Annotated in this window: 21 protein-coding genes; 10 read left to right on the forward strand and 11 right to left on the reverse strand. The window is 68.1% G+C overall.

Going from position 1 to position 23,718, the window contains the following annotated elements:
- Nucleotide 1 precedes the first annotated feature (1 nt).
- From ACLJRL_RS17790 to ACLJRL_RS17815, 6 genes are all read right to left on the reverse strand, one after another.
- Nucleotides 2-2,137 (reverse strand): transglutaminaseTgpA domain-containing protein, encoded by a 2,136-nt coding sequence (locus ACLJRL_RS17790; RefSeq protein WP_410657297.1) that lies wholly within the window; start codon nucleotides 2,135-2,137, stop codon nucleotides 2-4.
- A complete protein-coding gene (locus tag ACLJRL_RS17795) occupies nucleotides 2,134-3,303 on the reverse strand; it encodes a DUF58 domain-containing protein (protein ID WP_410657298.1) in 1,170 nt (389 codons plus the stop codon). Before ACLJRL_RS17795 ends, ACLJRL_RS17790 begins: the two co-directional genes overlap by 4 nt.
- A 3-nt stretch (nucleotides 3,304-3,306) precedes the next feature.
- A complete protein-coding gene (locus tag ACLJRL_RS17800) occupies nucleotides 3,307-5,391 on the reverse strand; it encodes a fibronectin type III domain-containing protein (protein WP_410657299.1) in 2,085 nt (694 codons plus the stop codon).
- Between the two features lie 3 nt (nucleotides 5,392-5,394).
- The gene (locus tag ACLJRL_RS17805) at nucleotides 5,395-6,348 is read right to left on the reverse strand and encodes an AAA family ATPase (RefSeq protein ID WP_410657300.1); all 954 of its coding nucleotides are present in this window, start codon (nucleotides 6,346-6,348) and stop codon (nucleotides 5,395-5,397) included.
- 66 nt (nucleotides 6,349-6,414) lie between these two features.
- Nucleotides 6,415-7,689 carry a sensor histidine kinase gene (locus ACLJRL_RS17810; protein WP_410657301.1) on the reverse strand — a complete coding sequence of 425 codons (1,275 nt, stop codon included), beginning with the start codon at nucleotides 7,687-7,689 and terminating at the stop codon, nucleotides 6,415-6,417.
- Entirely contained in the window at nucleotides 7,686-8,351 is a 666-nt protein-coding gene (locus ACLJRL_RS17815; RefSeq protein ID WP_410657302.1) for a response regulator transcription factor, read from the reverse strand. Before ACLJRL_RS17815 ends, ACLJRL_RS17810 begins: the two co-directional genes overlap by 4 nt.
- Before the next feature lie 67 nt (nucleotides 8,352-8,418).
- On the opposite strand from ACLJRL_RS17815, the gene ACLJRL_RS17820 reads away from it, so the two are divergent.
- The 5 genes from ACLJRL_RS17820 to ACLJRL_RS17840 all read left to right on the forward strand — a co-directional run bounded on the left by ACLJRL_RS17820 (nucleotide 8,419) and on the right by ACLJRL_RS17840 (nucleotide 14,888).
- Nucleotides 8,419-9,075: a response regulator transcription factor gene (locus ACLJRL_RS17820; RefSeq protein ID WP_410657303.1), complete on the forward strand. Its 657-nt coding sequence runs from the start codon at nucleotides 8,419-8,421 to the stop codon at nucleotides 9,073-9,075.
- 126 nt (nucleotides 9,076-9,201) lie between these two features.
- Complete coding sequence (locus tag ACLJRL_RS17825) at nucleotides 9,202-10,767, forward strand: hypothetical protein (RefSeq protein WP_410657304.1); 1,566 nt, start codon at nucleotides 9,202-9,204, stop codon at nucleotides 10,765-10,767.
- Nucleotides 10,768-10,924: 157 nt separating this feature from the next.
- Nucleotides 10,925-12,187 (forward strand): DUF222 domain-containing protein, encoded by a 1,263-nt coding sequence (locus ACLJRL_RS17830; RefSeq protein ID WP_410657305.1) that lies wholly within the window; start codon nucleotides 10,925-10,927, stop codon nucleotides 12,185-12,187.
- Nucleotides 12,188-12,416: 229 nt separating this feature from the next.
- On the forward strand, nucleotides 12,417-13,142 hold the full coding sequence (locus ACLJRL_RS17835) for a GntR family transcriptional regulator (RefSeq protein WP_410657306.1): 726 nt from the start codon (nucleotides 12,417-12,419) through the stop codon (nucleotides 13,140-13,142).
- A 39-nt stretch (nucleotides 13,143-13,181) separates the two neighbouring features.
- Complete coding sequence (locus tag ACLJRL_RS17840) at nucleotides 13,182-14,888, forward strand: purine-cytosine permease family protein (protein WP_410657307.1); 1,707 nt, start codon at nucleotides 13,182-13,184, stop codon at nucleotides 14,886-14,888.
- On the opposite strand, the gene ACLJRL_RS17845 is transcribed toward ACLJRL_RS17840, so the two are convergent.
- Complete coding sequence (locus ACLJRL_RS17845) at nucleotides 14,821-15,504, reverse strand: ABC transporter ATP-binding protein (RefSeq protein ID WP_410657308.1); 684 nt, start codon at nucleotides 15,502-15,504, stop codon at nucleotides 14,821-14,823. The genes ACLJRL_RS17840 and ACLJRL_RS17845 overlap by 68 nt on opposite strands.
- Complete coding sequence (locus ACLJRL_RS17850; RefSeq protein WP_410657309.1) at nucleotides 15,501-16,583, reverse strand: ABC transporter permease; 1,083 nt, start codon at nucleotides 16,581-16,583, stop codon at nucleotides 15,501-15,503. The genes ACLJRL_RS17845 and ACLJRL_RS17850 overlap by 4 nt, the downstream gene beginning before the upstream one ends.
- Before the next feature lie 171 nt (nucleotides 16,584-16,754).
- Here ACLJRL_RS17850 and ACLJRL_RS17855 point away from each other — a divergent pair, with 171 nt between their 5' ends.
- Together ACLJRL_RS17855 and ACLJRL_RS17860 are read left to right on the forward strand one after the other, a co-directional pair.
- Entirely contained in the window at nucleotides 16,755-17,963 is a 1,209-nt protein-coding gene (locus ACLJRL_RS17855; protein WP_410657310.1) for a sensor histidine kinase, read from the forward strand.
- Nucleotides 17,960-18,595, forward strand: a complete 636-nt coding sequence (locus tag ACLJRL_RS17860) for a response regulator (protein ID WP_410657311.1) — start codon at nucleotides 17,960-17,962, stop codon at nucleotides 18,593-18,595. Before ACLJRL_RS17855 ends, ACLJRL_RS17860 begins: the two co-directional genes overlap by 4 nt.
- A 66-nt stretch (nucleotides 18,596-18,661) precedes the next feature.
- Here the strand turns inward: ACLJRL_RS17860 and ACLJRL_RS17865 are convergent, their stop codons facing one another.
- From ACLJRL_RS17865 to ACLJRL_RS17875, 3 genes are read right to left on the reverse strand one after another with little or no spacing between them, the layout of a single operon-like run.
- Nucleotides 18,662-19,909 carry a WXG100 family type VII secretion target gene (locus ACLJRL_RS17865; protein ID WP_410657312.1) on the reverse strand — a complete coding sequence of 416 codons (1,248 nt, stop codon included), beginning with the start codon at nucleotides 19,907-19,909 and terminating at the stop codon, nucleotides 18,662-18,664.
- Nucleotides 19,906-20,238 (reverse strand): type VII secretion target, encoded by a 333-nt coding sequence (locus ACLJRL_RS17870; RefSeq protein WP_410657313.1) that lies wholly within the window; start codon nucleotides 20,236-20,238, stop codon nucleotides 19,906-19,908. The genes ACLJRL_RS17865 and ACLJRL_RS17870 overlap by 4 nt, the downstream gene beginning before the upstream one ends.
- The gene (locus ACLJRL_RS17875) at nucleotides 20,235-20,756 is read right to left on the reverse strand and encodes a YbaB/EbfC family nucleoid-associated protein (RefSeq protein WP_410657314.1); all 522 of its coding nucleotides are present in this window, start codon (nucleotides 20,754-20,756) and stop codon (nucleotides 20,235-20,237) included. Before ACLJRL_RS17875 ends, ACLJRL_RS17870 begins: the two co-directional genes overlap by 4 nt.
- 340 nt (nucleotides 20,757-21,096) lie before the next feature.
- Here ACLJRL_RS17875 and ACLJRL_RS17880 point away from each other — a divergent pair, with 340 nt between their 5' ends.
- From ACLJRL_RS17880 to vanX, 3 genes are read left to right on the forward strand one after another with little or no spacing between them, the layout of a single operon-like run.
- Nucleotides 21,097-22,059, forward strand: coding sequence for a D-isomer specific 2-hydroxyacid dehydrogenase family protein (locus ACLJRL_RS17880; protein WP_410657446.1), 963 nt, complete (start codon nucleotides 21,097-21,099; stop codon nucleotides 22,057-22,059).
- A complete protein-coding gene (gene vanA, locus ACLJRL_RS17885) occupies nucleotides 22,056-23,087 on the forward strand; it encodes a D-alanine--(R)-lactate ligase (RefSeq protein WP_410657315.1) in 1,032 nt (343 codons plus the stop codon). Before ACLJRL_RS17880 ends, vanA begins: the two co-directional genes overlap by 4 nt.
- Entirely contained in the window at nucleotides 23,084-23,692 is a 609-nt protein-coding gene (gene vanX, locus ACLJRL_RS17890; protein WP_410657316.1) for a D-Ala-D-Ala dipeptidase VanX, read from the forward strand. The genes vanA and vanX overlap by 4 nt, the downstream gene beginning before the upstream one ends.
- The last annotated feature ends 26 nt before the right edge of the window (nucleotides 23,693-23,718 follow it).

Below are 23,718 nucleotides of genomic sequence, written 5' to 3' on the forward strand. Positions count from 1 at the left end.
GTCAGGCACCACGCGGCGGGAACAGGACGCGGGCGTTGACCGCCGCCCGCAGTCTCGCGCCCCACGGTCGTCGCCTGAGTCCTTTCCGGACGGTCTTCACCGCGGCCCACGCCTCGTCGGCGGCGTTCGGGGCTGTCCCGGACCACGCTGTCCCGGACCACAGTGCGGCGTCGACCGATCTCGCCAGCGAGTGCAGACCGTCCACTGTGGAACTCTGACCGAAGCCGGTGGCGGACGCGGCAAGATCCCGGACGGTCATTCCCGGGGTCACCGGAATTCCGTGCGCCCGGATCCGGTCTCTGGCCTCCGCCCAGGCACCGATGACCGCGGCCCGTCCGTTCCGGCGGCGTCGCCGCCAGGCGCGGAACCCGGTCACCCCGGGAACGCCGGCGCCCCAGAGCACCAGCAGGGCGGCGACCCCGATCGCGACGACGACCGCCGTCGCTTGCCAGTCCCCTGTGCCGGCCGTTCCGTCCTCTTCGGACTCCTCCGGCGGCAGCCTCGGGTTCTCCAGTTTCCGCACCGGCGGCAACTGGGTCCGCACCTCCGCCACCGCGGCGGTGACCCCGCTCGCGGCCCCGGAACCGCTTTGTTCCGCCGCACCCGAGGGGTCGAGCGCCACCCAGCCCACCTTGTCGACCGCGACCTCCGGCCACGCGACGATATCGGCGTTGCGGACGACGTGGGCACCGTCGGCTTCGGGCCGTTCCGGTGCGCGATAGCCGACGACGAGCCGGGCCGGGATCCCTTTGAGACGGGCCAAGACCACATAGGCGGCGGCGAACTGTTCGCTCGTTCCCCGTTTGCCGTCGATCAGGAACCGGCGCAGTTGCGGCCAGCCGTGCCCGGTCGGCAGGTCGTCGCCGGTCGCGAGCCGGTGGTTCTCGGCCAGGTACCGTTCGAGGGCCACGGCGGTCTGGAACGACGGCCGCAGTTCGGGCAGCACCCGGTCGGCGAGATCGTCGATCGCCGGGGGAACCGTGCCCAGACCACCGAGCCCGCCCGGCAGCCCGGCGTTCATCCGGGCCCCCACCAGCGCGTCCCGTCCGACTTCGGGCTCCCACCAGGTGAGCGTGTACCGGGACCGCGGTGACGGCTGCGCGGCGACCAGGGTTCCGCGTGCCTCGTCCACGAGGACGTCGGTCCCGGTGGCCGAGGCGGGCGAGGTCTGGCCGGGAAGCCAGGGGCCCGCCGAGCCTGTCATCTCGATGGTGGCCTGGCGCCTGCCTGCCGGGACCTCGATCCCGGCGCCGGGCGCGACCTCCGCCCCCATCCGCCGGAATCCCCCGCCGGGCGACCAGTTCGAGCCGTCGAAATCGTCCAGCACGACCAGCGGCCAGCGCCGGGAAGCCGGGGTCTCGCCGGTGTACCGGAACACCTGAGGCGAAGGATTCTTGGTCCGGTAAGCGATCTCGGCGAGCGGGCTCGCGACGGACACCTCGGCGAGCGGGACGGATTCGTTGTCCTTCAACGAGTACGCCGTCCTCGCGAGCGGGTCGGCCACGGTCAGCGCGAGCGCGCCCGCGACGCCGAGCACCACTCCGGGAGCGACCAGCTTCAGCAGCCGGGGCAGAGCCGTTCCCCTGCCGCTCACCAGCACCAGCCCGCCCAGGGCCGCGTATCCGATCCCTGTCGCCACCGCGGCGACCCCGGTGACCGCGACATAGGCCTGGCTCAGCATCAGGACGAGCAGCCCAGGCACCAGTGCGAGCAACGGCCGCCGCATCCGGTGCAGCAGCTCGATTCCCAGGACGGCGGCGAGCAGGACGGCCGACGGCACAAAGGAAAGCAGCCTCGGTTCCGGCCGGGCGGGCCAGGTCGACTGCAGGGTCGACTGCCAGCCGTGGACCGTCCCGTCGGCGAGCACCGCCAGCGTCTCCCCCGTCGGGATCCCCGCGACGGTCGTCCCGGGAAGCACCGTCTCGATCACCGCGAGCGCGCCGGCCACCAGCGCGAGCAGCGGCCGCCACGGCACCAGACCCGGGAACCGCCTGCCGAGTTCGGTCACCCCGTACGTCACCAGGAGCACGACTGCGATCGGTGGGAGCAGCGCGGCGAAACCGAACACCGGCGCGAAGAGCAGTCCGCCGATCGCCGCCGCGGCGAGCACGGCGGCATCGGCGAGCCGAGGCGTCACGACACCACCTCGTTCCATCGGCTCACCGCCTCGGCCGCGTCCGCCGCGCTGATCCGGCGCGCGCTCGGCACCCCGTCGACGCCGTGCACGCCGAGGCCGTCCATGCCGAGCCCGTGGGTGCCCACGCCGAGCACGAACATCGACGAGAAATGCGGCCGGACCGCCGCGAGGCCACGTAACTCCGGACCGGCCCGGCCGGTGACGACCACGAGACAGCCACCGCGGACTCCCTTGCGGGACAACGCGATCGGGATCAGCGAGCGGTCGGCGGGTTCCTGGCCGACCTCGCAGAGCACGTCGAGCAGGCGCCGGGCCGCCTGTGCCCCGCCGAACGTGGTCAGGTCTTCGCCCGTCGAAGTGACCAGGCGGCAGCGGTGCCCCGCCGTCGCCGCGGCGTTCACCAAGGACGCCGCCAGCTCGGCGGCCTCTTCGAATTCGTTCTCCGACAACACTTTCGACCGCGTGTCGAGTAACAGCGTGAACCGGGGGTGGTCGGGGTCGACGTAGTCCCGGACCATCAGCTGCCCGGTCCTGGCGGTGGCCTTCCAATGCAGGTGGCGGACTTCGTCGCCGACGACGTACTCGCGCACGTCGCGCAGGTCCGCCGAACCATGCAGCGAATCGTCCGTGGTCGGCCCTTCGTGGTGGTGGCGCGGATGACCGGTCGCGAGCGCGCGCACGGGATGCAGTTTCGGGTAGACCCACAACGTCGCGGTGTCCCCGGCCGGGAGCGGCCGCCGCACCAGGCCGAACGGGTCCGCCCGCTCGAGGATGAGCGGGCCGACGGTGAACCGGCCACGCCGCCGTGTCGGCAGTTCGTAGTGGTACGTCGCCTCACCGCCCGGTGGCAGCGAACGGACCAGCACGGCGAGTTCGGCGCCGTGCTCCCCGTGCTCCCGCGCGGTGAACCCTGGCTCCCGCCGCGTCCCCGGGTTCCCGACCAGCAGCCGGGCCAGCGCCGGGCGCCCGCGTTCGACCCGGTCCGGGAAGACGTCCCGGCTCACCGCGACGCGGGGACGGCGGATCGCCAGCGCCACCCCGGCGAGCAGCGCGCCGATCGCGGCTCCAGCCAGCGCGCGCAGCAACGGGTACCCGGCGAGTTCGCCCGCGCCGTAGAGCAGCACGGCGGCGACCAGCAGCCCGGTTCCGCGTCCAGTGAGCCTCATCCGCTACTTCCAGACCAGCTTGTTCGATTCGACACCCTCGGCGCTGATCCAGACTCTGCGGCCGGGACTGCCCTGGGGGAACGCCTCGAAGGTCAGCTTTCCGTCCTGCCCGATCTTCGCGGACTTGCTGCCGTGAACGCCGTCGTCGGTGGTGCAGGTGACCGACACCGTCTTGCCGGGCGTGAACCCGGTCATCACGATGCGGATCAGCCCACAGACCGGTGGCTCGCACTGATCGGCAGTGGTGTCGGCACCCCGCGAAATGACGATGCCCCGGTCGGCGGGCTCGTCCCCGCGCGCCTTGGTGACCTGCGCGGCCGCACCTCGCCCGGCCGAGTTCTCGGCGGTCACGGTGACGGTGATCGGCTGCTCGATCCCGATGTCGGCGATGAGATGCGCCCTGCCGGTGCCGGCCACCTTCGCCGAACCGGCACCCGAACCGTCGGCACGCCGCCAGGACACGTGGTACGCGGTGACCGGCGCCCCGTTGGCCGCCGCGGCCTTCCAGGTCACGTTCGCGTCGGTGTCCCCGGTCTTGATCCGGACGTCGAGACCCGCCGGCGCACCGGGGACCTTGACGCTCGGCTGCGGCTTCACCGGGGTCACCGGGGCCGAGGTGGCGCCGGGGCCGGTACCCGCCCGGTTGCTCGCGGCCACCGTGAACGTGTACGCCGTCCCGTTGGCCAGCCCGGTGATCGACGTCGTCCGCGTTCCCCCGGTGACCGTCTTTTCGCCGCCCGCCCAAGTGATCCGATAGCCGGTGAGTGTCGCGCCGTTGGTCGCGGCCGCGTTCCATTTCACCGTCGCCGAACCGTCACCGGGTGTCGCGGTCACCGAACGCGGCGCGCCCGGCGGGCTCGCCGGCACCGGCGGTTGTGTCTTCGGCGGAGGCTTCGGCTGCACCGGCGCGACCGGCTTGTCGTCGGGCCGCCCTTGTGGGGGCAGCGGCGCCTGGGGCCGGTCCGCGGGCCTCCCGGGCGTCGGCGGGATCACCGGATTCGGCTTGTCGGCCGGATTCGGGCCGCCGGTCACAGGAACCTCGTTGACCGCGCCGTCCTGATCGACGACCAGCACGTGGGCGCCGTCGGCACCGTCCACATAGACCCGGGAATCCTGGCCGCGGACCGGCGGATGCTCGGCACCGCCCGGAATCGGCCTGCTGTCCTTCACCCGGCCCTCACTGTCGAAGGTGTGCAGGGTCCGGTTTCCCTTGTCCACCAAGGCGACCACGGAGCCGGACGAGGCCAGCCCCACGTAGTCGCCCGGTGGCAGGGGGACGGTGACCGGCCGGCCGCCACCGATCAGGTGCAGTTTCGCGGCGGCCCGGTCCAGGATCGCCAGTTTGCCGTCGACGTCGGAGGAGGCCGCGACGGCGGTTTCCGGCACGTCCACCCCGAGCCGGACCGGATCACCGAATCCCGTCGAAGCGACCGGCCGCACCGTGTCTTCGTCGTTGTCCACGAACACAGGTCCGTCCGCGGTGACCACCAGAGAACCCTTGTGCCTGCCCGAAATCCCGATCGGGCACGAGACCCTGTCGGCGTCCGGCGCGAGCTCACACAGCAGCCCGTTGTCGACCTGGTGCAGCCACAGGCGCCCGTCGGCGGTCGCCACCGGATCACCCAGCCTGCCACCGACCGGGATCTTCGCCATGCCTTCGCCGAGCCGGATCACCACTCCCGCATCACGGTAAACGGCGTAGGGCCCGCCCTTGGTCTCGATGGTCACCGGCCATTCGTTCGCGGGCGACTGCGTGCTGTTCTCGACCGACAGCGTCGACTTCCCGAACTGGATGATCCTCGACGGCGAGACCGCGTAGCCCTGCGTGGGCCCCTGCGCGACCCGGCTGCCGGGGTCGGCGTCCGGCAACGGCACCTGGGCGTCGGCCTGCTTGCCGGAGCCGTCGATATGGAACGCGGACGCCAGCGCGGAGTTGTAGATCCAATGCCCGGTCTGGATCATGTCCAGACCCGGCAGGGGTTTCGCCGCTCCGCTGACCGCGACGCCCACCAGCGCGACGGTTCCGGCGACGATCGCGGCGATCGGCGCCCTCGCGCGGAGGAACCGCGCATCCAGCCGCGTACCCACGGCTCAGACCGCGTTGACGGCGGGGGCGGGCGTGGCCGCCAGCGCCTCGTCGACGATCTCGGTGGCCGACCGCTGGTTGAGTTCGGCGTCGGAGGTGAGCACCAGGCGATGGGCCAGCACCGGCTTCGCGACGGCCTTGAGATCGTCCGGGGTCACGTAATTCCGGCCGTCGGTGGCCGCGATCCCCTGTGCCGCACGGACGAGCGCGATGCTCCCGCGCGGGCTCGCCCCGTAGCGGACCGCCGAGTGTTCCCGGGTCGCCGCCGCCAGCCGGACCGCGTACGAACAGATCGCCGGGTCCAAATAGGACTCGCGCACCTGGTCGATGGCGCGGCGCAGGGTTTCCAGGTCCACCACCGGATCCAGCTCGTCCGGGCTGACCCGGGCGCAGTCGCTCATGATCACGCGCACCTCGGCGTCGTGATCGGGATAGCCGACCGAGATCCGCATCATGAACCGGTCGAGCTGCGCTTCGGGCAGCCGGTAGGTGCCTTCCATCTCGATCGGGTTCTGGGTGGCGACCACCAGGAACGGATGCGGTACTTCGTGCGGAATCGAGTCCACGGTGGCCCGCCGCTCCGACATCACCTCGAGCAGCGCGGACTGGGTCTTCGGGGTGCCCCGGTTGATCTCGTCGGCGAGCACGATGTTGGCGAAGATACCGCCGGGGTGGAACTCGAACTGCTCCTTGTTCTGGTGGTAGACCATGACCCCGGTGACGTCGCCGGGCAGCAGGTCCGGCGTGAACTGGATCCGGTTCCAGCTTCCACCGATGCTGCGCGCCAGACACCGGGCCAGCGTCGTCTTCCCGAGTCCGGGCACGTCCTCGATCAGGAGATGCCCCTCGGAGAGCAGCGCGGCGATCGCGAGCCGGACGACCTCCGGTTTTCCGCGCAGCACGCGCTGCACGTTCTCGGCGACCGCCCGGTACACCGCGGTCGCTGCCGGCTGATTCATCGCGCCCCCTCCGAGCTCGGATCGCGATGATCCCCCGCCGCGGCCGGGACCGGTCCCCGGCGCGGGTCAGGGAGCGCTGACCGGCAGGTCGAGCTCGAAGATCGCCCCGCCCTCGTCACGGTTGTAAACGCGCAGCGTCCCACCGTGGATGTCGGCCACCCACCGGACGACGGCCAGGCCGATCCCCGTCGAGCCACCCCCGCTGACGAACCGTTCGAACAGGGCCGCGGCCCCCTCCGGATCCACGCCCGGGCCATGGTCGGCGATGATCACCCGGCCGTCGAGCACGGTCACCTGGATATCGGCCACCTCACCCGGTGCCCGGCCGTGGCTCAACGCGTTGCCGATCAGGTTCGCGACCGCGCGCCGCAGCAGCGTCGCGTCGCCGTCCACCCGGGTCGGCACCGTGCTGACCGCGATCCGCGCGTCGTCGCCCGGCATGTCCTCGACGACCATCTCGACCAGCTGGTCGAGCATCAGCGGGCCGATCGACAGTTCCTCGACCCCGGCGGTGACCCGGGCCCGTTTCGGCCAGAGGTCGATGATGTCGCCCATCATCGCGGCCAGACGGATCGTCCTCGGCAGCATCTCGGCCTGTTCGGCCGGATTCCGCGACGCCGCTTCGGCGAGTGCGCGCAAGCCCGCCACCGGGGTCTTGAGGTCGTGGACGACGCCGTCGACGAGCTGGGAAACGCCGTCCAGCAAAGCCTTCTGCTGTTCCAGCGCGGCGGCGGCCGGCCGGATCGCCCGGCCCGCGATGAAGTACCCGGCGGCGCCGAGCCCGAGCACCAGGAGCGCACACCCGCCGACCACCAGCAGGATCCACTCGGTGTGCTCCTCCCGCACGCTTTCGGCGTCGGCCACCACGACGACGGCACCGACGATCTGCTTCTCAGGGTCCTTGATCGGATCGGCCGCGACGTACACGAGCCGCCCCTCGGCCGTAGTCTCGTAGCCGGTCTGCGACCGGTTCGTGCCGGTCGCCTCGGTCGCGAGCCGGTTCAGCAGCGCGTCGTCCACCGTGACGCACTCACGTTTCCCGCGGTAGGGCTCGAATCGCGGCGCGTCACCGGGGAGGACGGCGAACTGCGGGCACTGCTCGTTGACGGTGTCGGTGCCGATGTAGGCGGTGACGATCGTGCCGCCGTCGGCGGTGATCAGCCTGGCCAGCGTGGCGGCGACCTGGCGGACGTCGCTGTCGAGCCGCTGCCTGCCCTGATCGTCGTCGGCGTCGATCAGCAACCACGCCAGCACCACCAGGCCGAGCGCGTTCATCGTGGTGAACAGGAGCGTCAGCAGGCGACGGAGGCGGCGCAGCCGTCCGGTCGAGGAGTCCGTCACGAGAGCCGGTACCCGATGCCGCGCACCGTCTCCACCGGATCGGGCTCCCCCAGCTTGCGGCGCAGCCGTTTGACCACGGCGTCCACCACATTCGCGATCGGTTCGCTCTCGAGGTCCCAGCAGTGCTCGATGAGGTCCGCCCGCGAGACCGCCATTCCCGGCCGGCTGGCGAGATATTCGAGGATCGCGAACTCCCGGTTGCTCAGCGAAAGCAGCACGCCGCCCCGGCGTACCTCGCACCGGGCGAAGTCGACCTCGAGATCGGCGTGGCGCAGCACCGGCGGCCTGCCGTCACCGCGGCGGCACAGGTTCATCACCCGGGCGAGCAGTTCCGCCATCACGAACGGCTTGACCACGTAGTCGTCCCCGCCGTGCTCGAACCCCTCGACCCGGGCGCTGCCCGAATCCAGCGCGGTCAGGAACAGCACCGGCACGGCCCAGCCCCGCCGCCGGCGTTCGTCCACGAACCGAGCGGCGTCACCGTCGGGCAGCATCCGGTCGAAGATCACGCACGCGTGCTGCCCGCCCGCCGAGTCGAGCACACCGGCCGCGGCGGCCAGCGAACCCGCCGTGTCCACGGTGAACGAAGCGGCTCGCAGCTCGGCGGACACCGCCATCCGGATGTCCTCGTCGTCCTCGACGACCATCACCCTCGCGCTCATGTCATCAGATCCTTACAGCTCCGGCGCCACGGTGCGGATCAGCGTAAGGGTTGGCTACCGTGGCCGAGTGCGGATCTTGGTCATCGAAGACGACGAAGTGCTCAGGACGGCGGTGCTCTCCTCGCTGCGCTCCGCCGGTTTCGCCGTCGACGCCGTCGGCGATCTCGGCGCGGCCGACGAGGCCCTCTTCGTCAGTTCCTACGACTGCGCGGTCTTCGACCGGCTGCTGCCCGGCGGCGACGCGCTGGACTACGTCGAGCGAAAACGCGGAACCGGCTGGGCGACACCCGTGCTCTTCCTCACCGCGCTGAGCGACCCCGATCAGCGGGTCGCCGGGCTACGGCGCGGAGGCGACGACTATCTCGAAAAACCCTTCGCCAGCGCGGAAATGGTGGCGAGGGTGCGCAGCCTCTGCCGCCGCGGCCGGGTCGCGCCACCGCCGGTACTGCGGGCGGGCGACCTCGAACTGGACACGGGCCGGTACGAGGTCCGGCGGGGCGGGGTGCTGCTCAGCCTGACCCGCACGGAATTCGCTGTGCTGCGATGCCTGCTGGAGAACCAGGGGCAGGCGGTATCCCGGGATGAACTCATCAGGACCGGATGGGATGAGCAGGCCGATCCCTCGTCCAATGTCCTCGATGTCGTCTTGACCGGCCTCCGGCGGAAGCTGCTGACGCCGCCGCTGATCACCCTGGTCCCGAGGGCCGGCTACCGCATCGGCTGAGCTCGTGATGAACCGCCGATGTACCGGCGCTGAACCTCGTGAGGGCATCGTGACCGGCGAGTCCGAGGTTCGGAGGATAGTGTGAAAAATACCCGTATCGACTTGCGAAAAGCCGTCTTTTACTCGGTGTCCGGCGGGGTTCTGACAGTCACATTCGGTGTACTCGGCGCGGCCGCGGCGCAGGCCGCCGTCCCGAATGAACCCGGCGGGACCCCGAGCCAGCAGAACGCCGAAAAAGTCATGATGAACAAGGCGAGGACAGCGAACGCGAAGGCCGCCGCGGCTCAGCCGAAACCCGCCAAGGCGCAGCCACCCGCGAACCCGAAGCAGCAGGAGAAGGGTGAGCAAGCGCGGCAAAATCCCGGCAAGGCCCGGCAAACGCAGAAGGAGAACAATTTCGGTTCTTCTTCGCCGCAGAAGAACCAGGACAAGGCCGATGAAGCGAAGCGGGTCGAGAAAGACGCCGTGGAGCGAGCGAAAAAGAATCCGATCGAGGATCAGAACGACCGGAAGCTGAAGGCGATCAACACCCGCGACAAGGAGCGGGAGGAGAACAACGAGCAGACCCGGAAGACCGGGAAGGGCAACATCTATCTGAAGACCCGTGACGAAGATTCGACCCAGCCGAAGGCCCCGGCGGCCAGTGGCTTGAAGGCACTCGAAACGAAGATCGAAATCGACGAATCCGCCGACAAGGCGCGCGACGAAGCGGATCGGCTGGCCAAGGATCGCGCCAAGGGGCCGGTCGGATCGGTTCGAGCCTGGGAGACCACGGCACGCCTGGCGGACGAGGCCGAAACCGAAGCCAAGCGCCTGGAAAAGATCCGGGGCCCGAAGAACAAGTACATCACCCCACCGCCGAAGCAGAAGCCGACGATCCGCCGGGGATATCAGCAGCCGGCGCGCCCGGTCAGCGGGCTGCGGGCCCTCGAGGTCAAGGCCGAGATCGAAGCGGCCGTCGAACCGGCCAAGGACGATGTGAAAGCGGTGGAAACCCTCCGCGATCAGCAGCCGGAGGGCTCGGAGGAGCGAGCCACGTTCGACGGTCTGGTCAAGGACGCGAAGCGCAAGGCCGTCTGGCTCGAGTACGTGAACGACGTGGGCAAATCGGTCCCACAGAAGATCGCCGAAAGTATCGGCGGGGACCTGGTGGACCCGATCAAAATGGGACTCGCGGCCATGGACGCCGGCGCGGGAGCGAAGCTGGAGAGGGACGACGCCGCCGCCAAGAAGAAGTTCGCCACTTCAGCGGCGAACGCGCGGACATCCGCTCGCGAATTGACCGATTTCAAGAGGAGCGTGCGCAACGCCGACGGCAGCATCCCGGCCCAGCATCAAGCGGAACTGACCCGGAAACGCGAAGCACTGAGGACCGTGACCACCGAAGCCGCGAACGACTTCCGGGTCGGACAGCAGGTCGCGAAGACGACAAAGGCACTCGGGCGTGTGACGAACGGGCTGATGACCGGCGCGGGCGTCGGGTACGACTGGTTCGACGGCGAGAAGACCCCGGGCGAAATAGGCACGGGAACCGTCGGCGGTGTGGTCGGCGGTGTGGTCGGCGGAAGGTTCGGCGGCACCGGTGGCGGGTTCGCCGGTGGCATCATCGGCAGCGCGGTCGCGGAAGAGTCCTTCAAGGCGATCCGGGACTCGGGCAAGGACATCAACGACATAGTCAACGAGGTCGACTGACGTGCCGTGAGTGATTCGGGTCGTTAGAGGCAATGCCACCGAGCTTAGTGACGTTAGGCTCCAACGACCCGAATCATCCTTTAGCGTTATCCGCACCGGTTCGTAGTTGCAGATAATTACGAACACATGTTCGACGCATATCTGGTATTATGGAGAGGTGTCCGAGACCTCCATTCTTCCCCCACTGCCGCAGGAGTTATGGCGTGCCGGGAAACTGGAGCTTGCCCGTGGTGCGACTGAGGCGTTGAGGTTGGCGCGTGCCGCGTCCGCCGTGTTGGGCACATATCTGGCGGAGATCGAATCCCGCGGCGCCAAAGACCTTTACGGGTATGCGAGCACGAAAATGTGGCTTGCTGATATCGCGCGGATCGCTCCGGCTGATGCGAAGAAGGTTGTGGATCGCGCGGTGGCGCTGAACCCGACCCGCGCTCTCGATGGCACCGAAGTCCCGGCATTCGCACCCGCCACCGCCGTCGCGGCAGCCGAAGGCGCTGTCGGGGATCAGCACATCGACCAGATCATCGGAGTGCTGCAGAGGATCCCCGGTCATGTGTCGGTGGAGAACCGTGACGCGGCGGAGAAGATTCTCGCTGATCTGGCTCGTGATGGGGGTGCTGGGCAGATCGCGGCCGCTGAGGCAGGTTTGATGGCGTGGCTGGATCCGGATGGCTCTGAGCCGAAGGATCCCGAACCCGTTCAGCCGCGTCGTGAGTTGCGGTTGCACCGGCGCAAGGACGGGTTCTGGAAGCTCACTGGCCTGCTCGATGACGAAGCGGGCGCCCGGACCATGGCAGCTATCGAGGCCTACTCCAAGCCTCGACCGGTCGACGAGTTCGGCCAAGCCGACCTGCGGACAGTCTGGGAACGCCAGGGCGACGCGTGGGTCGACCTGCTTGACCTGGCCATCGCGAGCCCGGACCAGCCCGGCACCTGCGGGTATCGGACCATGGTGCACGTCCTGATCGGCTTCGAAGAACTCAAAACCGGTCTCGGCACCGCCAGCGTCGACTTCGTCGGCCAGATGACGGCCCGCGAAGCACGCATGGCCGCCTGCGATTGCCTCATGCTCCCCATCGTCATGAACGCCGCCGGAGAACCCCTCGACGTCGGACGCATCAAACGGTTCGTCACCCCCGGCCAGCGAAGGGCCTTGAACGCGCGTGATCGGGGCTGCTCGTTCCCCGGCTGTCAACGGAGACCGAAGCGCTGTCACGCCCATCATGTTCATCACTGGGCAGACGGAGGACTCACCGACCTCCGCAACATGTGCCTCCTCTGTTCGTTCCACCATCGCCTCATCCACCACGGCGACTGGGAAGTCCGCATGGCCGCCGACGGCCTCCCGGAGTTCATTCCGCCCCAATACCTGGACCCGCTACAACGGCCGAGACGCAACACCCTCCATCGCGCCCTCGTCTGACTAGAGGAGCCCGCCAGCCACACCGGCGACGGGCTCCTCACCATGCCCACAGCCAGAACGCGCTGGGGCCGCCGTGGTGACCAGGATTCGCCACCGCAGGCGACCTGGGGCGGCCGTGAAATGGTGGCGTGGAGTGTTACGGCCCTCCCCTGCTCCTGGTTACACGCGGAAACGCGCGTGTGACATCAGCGGTGGCCGCGTGAAACGCGGGGTTCGTACGTTCCCCTCCGTGGACGCGACTCTGTATACACGCCTGGATGCACGTCCGGCCGGGGGCGAGGTGTCCCAGCGTGAGCGGGTGTACCTCCTGCTGCGCGAGGAGGTCATGAACGGCCGTATCTCGCCGCGGGAACGCCTGGGTGAGGTGGCGCTGGCCGAACGGTTCGGGGTATCGCGGACGCCGGTCCGGGAGGCGCTGGCACGAGTGCTGTCCGACGGCTTGGTCGAGCGTCGCGAACAGGGTTTCTTCGCCACGGTCCCGAACTTGCGAGAACTACGTGACTTGTACGAGTTACGCGTCACTCTCGAACTACGCGGGATCAGCCGCGCGATCGAGGATGCCGGTGTCCGGCACGACCGACAGGTCTTGGGCGACGAACTGGAGCAGTGGTATCGACTGCGGGAGGCTCCGCCCGATCCGGACCCCCGGTTCGTGGTTCTCGATGAACGGTTCCACGCGGCGCTGTCGCGTGCCTCGGGTAACCCGGCGATGACCGAGGCCCTGGTCGGGATCAATCAGCGGATCCGCCGGGTCCGGATGTACGACTTCCTGACCGCCGACCGTGTCACGTCGACGATCGCCGAGCATATTCAGATCGCCGAACTCGTCCTCGCCGGTGAGCTCGAAGCCGCGTTGCGTGCCCTGCACACGCATGTCGGCGAGTCGCTGGCCGTGGTGCTGGAACGCGCGCAGCGCGCGTGGTCGGCGATGTCCTTGCACGCCACCGTGTTCTGAGCACCCCCTCCCTGCCTGTCCCCACCCGAGGAGAAGCCGATGACCGTTGACGAGGTGACCCCCCGCGCGCAGGCGACCACGCCGGGGGCGACGAAGGAAACCCTTGAGGACTACACGCTGCGGTTCGCGCCGCGTACCTATCGACGGTGGACACCGGCGGTGGTCGGGGCGTCCGCGCTGGGCGGGATCGCCTACATGGCGGACTTTTCCATCGGCGCCGGCATCGGCCTCACGCACGGAACGACGAACGCACTGCTGGCGATCGGGGTCGCGGCGGTCATCATCTTCCTCACGGGATTCCCGTTGGCCTACTACGCCGCCCGCTACAACATCGACCTCGACCTGATCACCCGCGGCTCCGGATTCGGCTACTACGGGTCGGTCATCACCAGCGTGATCTTCGCCAGTTTCACGTTCATCTTCTTCGCCCTCGAGGGCTCGATCATGGCGCAGGGCTTGAAATACGCCTTGGGACTGCCCTTGTGGCTGGGCTATCTCGTGTCCACTTTGGCCATCATCCCGCTGGTGATCTACGGGATGAAAACGCTGGCAAAACTCCAGAGCTGGACGAACCCGCTGTGGCTGCTGCTGATGGTCGGGCCCTTGGTGTTCCTCATCGTGAAGGACCCGGACTCGGTGCAACGGTGGCTGGCTCACCAGGGAACGAGTGGCTCCGGTCTGAGCTCGGCGGCGGTGATGCTCGGCGCCGGGGTGTGCCTGTCACTGATGGGACAGATCGGCGAGCAGGTCGACTACCTGCGGTTCATGCCGCCGCGGACGGCGGAGAACCGGCGCGCCTGGTGGACGTCGATGGTCATGGCCGGGCCGGGCTGGGTCGTGTTCGGAGCGATCAAGCAGGCCATCGGCGTGTTCATGGCGGTCTACATCCTCGACGCCGTCGGCGCGGTGGCGGCGGTGGAGCCGATCGAGCAGTTCACCGGGGTGTTCACCGAACTCATGCCGCCGTGGCTGGTCGTGCCGCTCGCACTGGTCCTGGTCGTGCTGAGCCAGGTCAAGATCAACGTCACGAACGCCTACTCCGGCTCCCTGGCCTGGACCAACTCGTTCACCCGCGTCACGAAACGGTACCCGGGCCGGCTGGTGTTCGTGCTGGTGAACCTGACGATCGCGCTGATCCTGATGGAAGCGAACATGTTCAGCTTCCTCAACAACATCCTGAGCTTCTACTCCAACTGCGCCATGGCGTGGGTCGTCACGGTCGCCACCGACATCGCGATCAACAAGTTCGTCCTCAAGCTGTCGCCGAAACAGCCGGAGTTCCGCCGCGGCATGCTGTACGCCGTCAATCCGGTGGGCGTCGTGTCGTTCCTTGCCTCTTCGCTCCTGTCGATCTCCGTCTACTTCGGACTCTTCGGTGACACCCTGCGGCCGTATTCTCCGTTGGTGGCGGTCGGGATCGCGGTCGTGCTCACCCCGTTGATGGCGATCCTCACCCGAGGCCGGTTCTACCTGCGCCGCACCGACGACGGTATTGCCGAACCGCTGCTGGACGAGGACGGTAACCCCAGCGGCAGCCACTACGGCTGCACTGTCTGCGGGCAGCAGTACGAACGGCCCGACCTGACCGCGAGTGCCGCCGGGGGCACGGTCTGCTCGCTGTGCCTGAGCACCGATCGCGACCGCACCCACGTCCTGCCCGCGCAGCGCGGAAGGGACGTCAGCTCACCGGCGCCGGACTGCTCAGCCGTCCATCGTGGACTTCGGCGATCCGGTCCACCGCGGTGAGGTGTGCGGGGTCGTGAGTGACCAGGACGGTCGCGGTGGCCCGCTGGTGGGTCAGGCGGGTGATCAGGTCGATGACCGCCGCGCCGCGCTCATGATCGAGAGCGCTCGTCGGCTCGTCGACCAGGAGCACGGTGGGCTCGTTCATCAGGGCGCGGGCGATGTTCACGCGCTGCCGTTGGCCGCCGGAGAGCTGATGCGGACGACGTCCTGCCTGCGGTGCGAGCCCGACGGCGTCGAGCAGGTCCATGGCGCGGCCGCGTGCCTTGGCCGGGGAGCGGCCGTCGATCTGGGCCATCACCTGGAGCTGTTCGACGGCGGTGAGGGAAGGCAGCAGATTCGGTTGCTGGAAGACGATTCCGATCTTGTGGCGGCGGAGGTCGGTGAGCTCGCCGCGGGTCAGGCCGGTGGTCGCGGTGCCGTCGACGATGACGGTTCCGCTGTCGGGGCTGATGAGGGTGGCGGCGACGGCGAGCAGGCTGGACTTGCCGGAGCCGGAGGGGCCGACGACCGCGACCACGCTGCCTCGCGGAACGTTCAGGGTGACGTCGTCGAGGGCCGTGAGGCGGGAGTCGCCGTCGGGGTAGGTGAGAGTGACGTCGGTCAGGTGCAGGCTCATCGTGCGCTCCCCAAGGCGGTCAGCGGGTCGACGGAGGTGACACGCCGGACGGACAGTCCGGCCCCCAGCGCGCCGAGCAGGGTCATCACGGCGGCGGGGAGGAGAACGGTGGCGGGGGTCAGCACGAAGGGCACGACGGAACCGCTGAGGACGGCGCCGAAACCGGCGGCCAGGCCGGTGCCGAGGAGAGTGCCGCCGACGAGCAGGACGACGGCTTGCCCGAGCGCGTCTTTCAGAAGGTTCGCCGTGGAGGCGCCCAGCGCTTTGAGGACGGCGATGTCGCCGCTGCGCTGGATGGTCCAGACGGTGAAGAAGGCGCCGATCACCAGCGCGGAGATGGCGAACAGGAAGCCGCGCATCAGCTGCAGGGAGCCGTTTTCGGAGGTGTAGGAGCCGATCGCGGACAGCGAATCGTCCGTCGGAACCGTCGCGGTGGACGCGGCCCGGTCGGTGGCCGCGAGGTCGGCGTCAGCGGTGGTGGTCAGCGCGAGCACGGTCGCGATCGGTTCGCCGCCGGTGGGTGGCGCGATCTTCGCCCAGACGTCGAGGCCGGCCCAGATCACCGGGGTGTGGCTGAACCAGGCGTCACCCGACACCGCGGCCACCGCGAGCCGTCGCCCGGCCAGCACGAGGGTGTCTCCGGTCCGGACTCCCAGGTCGTCGGCGGCCGGTGTCGAGAGCACCACCGAGTCTCCGGTGATCGCGGCGCTGTCCGGGGCGAGCGCGGAACCGGTCCGGACGCCGAACACGGAAACCCCGCCGGCGCGGTCCCCGGCGGTGGCCTTGGTGGTGGTGATGCCGAGCGGTTCGACACCGGTGACGCCAGGGGTTTCGGCCCACTGCCGGCGCTGCTTCTCGGTGATCACGGAGTTGGCATACGAGAGGCTCTGCCCGTCACCGGGAGCGGCGAAGGCGATCTTGTCGGCGGACAGGCCGGTGATGGCGGAGATGTTCTGCTGCCCCAATCCGGCGGTCAGTCCGGACAACAGGCCGACCAGCAGGGTGATCAGCACGACGACGATGCCCATCAAGGCGAACCGCCCTTTGGCGAACTTCAGGTCTCTCCAGGCGACGAACACGGCTCCGGTCTGTCCTTTCCGGCGGGTGGACTGGGTACGTCTCCACCTTCGCCGCCGGAGTACCGCCGGGCATCTGGCCGGAGTGGGCACTTGGCCGGCCGGAAGACGGCGCGCCGGTTCCACCTTTCGATAGAGGCGATTCCCGATCCCTCTCCGTAGCCTGGAAGCACTGTGAACACCGCCGCGCCCGCCTTGACCCCGACCAGCCGGGTGCTGACCTGGTGCCTGCACCTGCTGTTCATCGCCCTGCTTCTCCTGGCGGCAGGCCGGGCCGTGACCGGTGACCTGCCCCGGTCCGGAGCGATCGTCGTGGTGGCGGTGACGTGCGGCCTGGTGTACGCCGCCGGGCCGCTCCTGCCACGGGTGCGGACGTCCCGCCGTCACGCCGCGGGATGGCTGGCCGCCGTGAGCGCGGTATGGCTCGTCCTGGTGGTCCTGACCGCCGACGGCGTGTGGGTCGCCTTCCCGCTGTACTTCCTGCAGCTCCATTTGCTTCCCCGCAGGTCCGGTCTGCTCGCGGTGACCGCGACCGCGCTGGCCGCCATCGCCGCGTTCGCCGCCCACCAAGGCTTCTTCAGCCCGGCCGCCGCGATCGGCCCGGCCCTCGGTGCCGCCGTCGCGGTCGCCGTCGTGTGGGGATACCAGGCCCTGTACCGCGAAAGCGAACAACGCCGGCATCTGATCGAGGAGCTCACCGCCACCCGCGCCGACCTCGCCGAGGCACAGCACGTCGCCGGTGTGATGGCCGAGCGGGAACGCCTGGCCCGCGAAATCCACGACACCCTCGCTCAAGGGCTGTCCAGCATCCAGCTCCTGCTGCGCGCCGCCGAACGAACCCTGCCGGGCACCGCGGGAAACGCCGGCCGCTACGTCGAACAGGCGCGCCAGGCGGCCGCGGACAACCTCGCCGAGGCTCGCCGCTTCGTCGCCGCCCTCAGCCCTCCCGCTCTCGACGACACCACCTTGGCCGGCGCGCTGGAACGGTTGTGCGCCACCACCAGCGCCCGCCACCGGATCACCGCGCGCTTTCACCTCACCGGCGATCCCGTTCCGCTGCCGACCGCCCACGAGGTCGCCTTGCTGCGGATCGGCCAAGCCGCCCTCGCGAACACCGTCCGCCATGCCCGGGCCACCACCGCCGAGGTCACCCTGAGCTTTCTGGGCGAGCACATCGCCCTCGACGTCGTCGACGACGGCATCGGCTTCGACGCCGCTCGGCCGCCCTCCCCCGACCCCGAGAGCGGTGGCTACGGACTGGCGGCGATGCGCAGCCGCACCCAAGCGCTCGACGGCACCCTCACCATCGAGTCGTCCCCCGGCCGCGGCACCGCCCTGGCCGCTCGCTTGCCGATCGACGCCCAGCCTGAGGACCGCCCGTGACCGACAGCCCGATCCGTCTCCTCCTGGCCGACGACCATCCCGTGGTGCGGGCGGGGCTCCGCGCCGTGCTGGAAACCGAACCCGGTCTCGTCGTCGTCGCCGAAACGGCGACCGCGGAGGAGGCCGTGGCCCGCGCCGGCGAAGGCGACATCGACGTCGTCCTGATGGACCTGCAGTTCGGCCCCGGCATGACCGGAGCCGACGCCACCGCCGCGATCACCGCGCGACCGGACGCTCCCCGCGTCCTGATCGTCACCACCTACGACACCGACGCCGACACCCTGCCCGCGATCGAAGCCGGGGCCACCGGCTACCTCCTCAAGGACGCCCATCCCGAGGATCTGGCCGCGGCGGTACGCACCGCCGCGGCCGGACGCACCACCCTGGCCCCCACCGTCGCCGACCGGCTCATGAACCGCATGCGCATGCCCGACACCGCGTTGACCCGGCGTGAGATCGAAGTCCTCACCCTGGTCGCCGACGGACTGTCCAACCGGGCCATCGCCGACCGGCTCTACCTGACCGAAGGCACCGTGAAATCCCATTTGGCCCGTAGCTACACCAAGCTCGGCGTCGACTCACGGACCTCCGCCGTCGCCACCGCGACCGACCTCGGCCTCATCCGCCGCTGATGCCGTGAAGGCCTCCTTGAGGGACTCTGAGTCCCTCAAGGAGGCCTTCACGGACCAGAACCGAAGCTATTCCGGCTTGGGTTCCGACACGGCAGGCGAGACGTTCTTCATCGTGTCGATGATGATCTTCCCGGCCAGTCCCGGCGCACCGTAGGTCGGGTCGCTCATGAGCTTGACCGCTTTCTCCAGCGCTTCAGCGCTCTTGCCGAACCTCTTGACCAGCTCGGGCATCGGCATACTGCACCAATAGTCGAACTTCTTCATCATCTCCGGAGTCGCGTCCGGCATCTTCGACAGCTTGTCGCGCACCATCCAGGTGGCGATGTCGCCGAGTTTGTCCGGCTTGGCCGTGGACAGTGTGTCGGGCTTCTTCCCGTCCGGAGTGCCGCTACCCGGCGTGTGATCGCCTCCGCCGGGCGCGCCTTCGATCGGCTTCCCGCCGCCGCCCGGCGCGCCACCTGCCGGCGGTTTGGGTTTCGGTTGGGGCAGCTTGACCTTGCCGCCGCCGAGCGTCAGCTTGACGACCTCGTCGGCTTTCCCGCGCGTCTTGGCCAGCAGTTTGAGCATCTCGGCGAGTGTCTTGGCGAGATCGGCGATCTTCGAGGCGATTTTGCCGATCGCCACGCCGACCGTGACCATGGTGGTGGTGATCGCCGCGATGATCGAACCGCCGAAGGTGATCGGCGCCAGTGCCACCGCCACGATCGCGGCTTTGATGATGCCGGCCAAGGTCATGGCGATGATGTCTCGGACGATGCCGCGGACCGTGCCGATGATGGCACCCGCGATACCCATCTGCTTGGCGGCGAAATCGACGTACTCGGACAGCGCGTCGATCTGGGCGACCACGCCCTCCATGTCGGCCCGGAACTGGTCGGCGGCCTGGCCGTTCCAGTCCGTCATGAGGTCTTTGGTGGCCTTGGCGTGGTCCTCCGACCACTGCCTCACTGTCTTGCCCTCGGCATAGATCGCCGTCTTGGCGGCCTCAATGCCCTTCGGGTCGCCCATCAGGAAGTCCAGCGGCCAGCGGAAGATGACCAGGTGCTCGATCAGCCAGCCGATCCCGGCGGTGAGCACCGACCCGAGCGGGTCGAGGATCATGCCGAGGGCGTCGATCCCCATGCCGACCCCGGCCATGGCGACGGCGACGGTGTCGCCTTCGTTGACGGCCCTCTTCAGCCCGAACGCCGAATCGAAGAACCCCGCGCCGGCGGTGTCACCCCCACCCCCGAAACTGTTCTTTTCGTCCTTGAAGTCGTCGGCGTGGACGCCGGTGCCGTTCCCGAAATCGCCCCGGTGGTATTCGTCGCTCATTTGACCTTCACCTCCCCGAGACCGTCACCGGCGGCGGTGATCATCTTTTCCGCCTCCTGGTCGTTTTCTTCGTATTTCTTCGCGGCTTCGTTCACCTTGTCGGAGAACTCCTTCATGTTCTCCGAGTACTTGTTCAGATGATCTCGCGCCTTCGCGCAGTGCATGCTCGCGCCGGCGCCGTAGATCTGGCCGCCCATGATCCCGAAGATGCCGGGGTCGGCGACGCAGCTGCCCACCATGTCGGCGCTCTTCTGCAGCGCCTCTTCGAGCTGGTCGAGGTGGGTGCGGTACTTCTTCAGCGCTTCCGTCGTGACACCGAATCCGCTCACCACGGCCTCATTTCATCGTCGTCGGAGGTGACCGGACGACGGGGTCGCGGTGACGCGGGTGGCGACGGCGGCATCGGGCGGCCCGGCGGCGGCGGGACGTCGTCGTGCGCCTCCGGAGCCCACTTGTTCTGTTCGGGGTTCTCCGGGGCGGTCTCCTCGACGTCGTCCACCTTCGGCATGAACGTGCGGACCAGCTCCGCGGCCTGGTCGTCGCCGTTGATCCCGATGTACGACTCGATGAGCCTGTCCGCGGTGTTGCGCTGGGCCTCGCGCACGGTCTGCATGACGAGCGAGGAGAGCCGGGCCGGGCCCAGCGTGCACGCACGGTTGCCGAACTCGATGGAGCTCAGCGACCCGTTGGCCTCGACCTTCACCGTCACCGAGCCGTCCGAGGACCGGGCCGTGGAGGCGGACGCGGTGAACGCGGCGGTCAGGGCGCTGGCTTTCTCCTGGAGTTTGCCGGCTTCCCGCTCCAGGAGGAGGGCGAAGTCCTCACCTGCTTCGAAATTGGGTTGCATGCGCCGCCTCGACTCGGTTCAGACTGGTCATCGCTGGGTGTCTTCAAGTTCGAAGATCATGAACACCGTTTCGCTCGGCATACTAGGGCAGCCGCACCGACCCCGCGGGCTACCCGGCCGCGTCCTTGCCCGTACGCACTTTTCGAACTGCCCGAGAGAACAAATCCGGACGCGCCACATGTTACCCTTTGGTAACATATCGCCGGCATATCGAAAATCGCATACGTGCCGGCAACACCGCGCAGCCTTGACTGAAGGCATGTCCGACAGCGAACCGGCACGAGCAGCGGCCCGCCGCACTCGATCGCCGGCGCCCTGGTCCTTCGCCGCCGTCCCGGGAATGGGAATCACGATTTACGGATGCGGGCAGGACGAGGCTGTCCTGTTCCGAGAGATGGCGCCTCGCTTGGGCGTCAGGCCGACCATCACGGAGGCCGCGGCATCCGAAGCCACTCTCGCACTGGCATCCGGAAATCGATGTATCAGCGTGGGACACAAGACCCGCATCACGGATCGCACCCTTCTCGCGCTCAGCCGAGCCGACGTGAGGTACATCTCCACGAGAAGCATCGGCTACAACCACATCAATGTGCACTACGCGGAGAGCGTCGGCATTTCCGTCGAGAACGTCTCCTATTCGCCGGACAGCGTGGCCGACTACACCTTGATGCTGATGTTGATGGCGGTACGAAACGCCAAATCCACCATCCTGCGCGCAGAGGTTCATGATTACCGGCTGAACGAGGTACGCGGGAAAGAACTGCGCGACCTGACCGTCGGCGTGATCGGAACGGGACGCATCGGCACAGCGGTCATGGACAGGCTGCGGGGCTTCGGCTGCCGCATCGTGGCCCATGACACTCGACCTCAGACCCCCGCCGGCCACGTTCCGCTCGATGAACTGCTACACCAGAGCGATATCGTCACGCTTCATACACCGCTCAACGCCGCGACGCGCCATCTCCTCGATCGCCGACGTATCGAGAAGATGAAGCCCGGCGCGTATATCGTCAACACCGGACGTGGTTCGCTTCTCGACACCGATGCCCTTATTTCGGCACTGGAAAGCGGCGGATTGGGCGGCGCGGCACTGGACGTCCTCGAAGGCGAAGACGGAATATTCTACGCCGACCACAGCAACAAACTGCTCGAAAGCGACCTGTTGCTGCGCCTGCAAAAACTGCCGAACGTGATCATCAGCCCGCATACCGCCTACTTCACGGACCACGCCCTGCGGGACACCGTCGAGAACTCCATCACCAACTGTCTGAACTTTGAAATCAGGAAGCAGCGCTGGATATGAAAATCGGAATTATTTTCGGGGGAGTTTCCGAAGAACATCCCGTCTCCGTCAAGTCGGCGCAAGAGATCGCCAAGAACCTCGACCCCGACAAGTACGAACCGTTCTGGATCGGGATCACGAAGAGCGGCGCTTGGCGGCTTTGCGACAGTCCGGAGGCGGACTGGGAAGGCACCGGCGGCCGCCCGGCCATGCTGTCCCCGGACAGCGGCGTCCACGGATTGCTCGTCCTGGAGCAGGGACGATACGAAGCGATCAGCCTGGACGTCGTACTGCCCGTCCTGCACGGCAAGCTCGGCGAGGACGGCGCCATGCAGGGCCTGCTGGAGCTCTCCGGCATCCCCTACGTCGGCTGCGATGTCCAGAGTTCCGCTCTGTGCATGGACAAGTCCCTCGCCTACGCGGTCGTCAAAAGCGCGGGAGTCTCGACGCCGAATTTCTGGACCGTCTCGGCGCACGAGAAGATCGATCCCGGCCTGCTCGCCTATCCCGTCTTCGTCAAACCGGCCCGCTCGGGGTCCTCGTTCGGCGTCAGCAAGGTATCCAGCGAAGAAGAACTGCCGGGAGCGGTCGAGGCCGCGGGACTGTACGACTCGAAGGTGGTGATCGAAGAGGCCGTCGCGGGCAGCGAGGTCGGATGCGCCATCCTGGGGAACGAGCCGGACCTGATCGCGGGCGAGGTGGATCAGATCTCCCTCTCTCATGGGTTTTTCAAGATCCATCAGGAAAGCAATCCTGAGAGCGGCTCCGAAAACTCGTCGATCACCGTTCCCGCGGACATTTCGGCGGAGACCCGATCGCTCGTCCAAGAGACGGCGAAGGTCATCTATCGCGCCTTGGGCTGCCAGGGACTGTCGCGAGTGGACCTGTTCCTCAAGGAGGATGGCACGGTGGCCCTGAACGAGGTCAACACCTTTCCCGGTATGACCTCCTACAGCCGTTATCCGAGGATGATGGAAGCCGCCGGACTGCCGCTCGCCGAAGTGGTCGACAGGCTGGTGTCGCTGGCCTTGACCGGAAAACCCCGATGAAGGTCGATTTCGTCTTCGTGGACGAGTTCGTGCCTGGAATACGCTGGGATACGAAGTACGCCACCTGGGACAACTTCACCGGCAAGCCCGTGGACGGCTACACGGCGAACCGGATCGTCGGCACGAGGACCTTGTGCACGGCTTTGGAGTGTGCGCAGGAGAAGGCCGCCTCCCTTGGCTTCGGCCTGCTTCTCTGGGACGGCTATCGGCCGCAACGGGCCGTGAACTGCTTTCTGCGCTGGTCAGCGCAGCCGGAGGATGGCCGGACGAAACAACGACACTATCCGAATATCGACAGAGCCGAGATGTTCGAAAAAGGTTACGTGGCCACGAAATCGGGCCACAGCCGGGGAAGCACGGTCGACTTGACGCTGTACGACCTGGCCACCGGCGACCTCGCCCCCATGGGTGGCGGCCATGACCTGATGGATGCGATCTCCCATCATCAAGCAGAGGAAGTCACGGACATCGAAGCGAGAAACCGTCGACACCTTTGCTCCATCATGGAGACCTGCGGTTTCAGCGCCTACGCTTGCGAATGGTGGCATTACACACTGAAAGACGAGCCTTATCCGGCCACCTATTTCGATTTTCCCATCGTATAGCCGAGCCCCACGCCGGGCATCCGTTT

It is taken from the genome of Amycolatopsis sp. lyj-112, from assembly GCF_046549055.1.
Taxonomy (GTDB): Bacteria; Actinomycetota; Actinomycetes; order Mycobacteriales; family Pseudonocardiaceae; genus Amycolatopsis.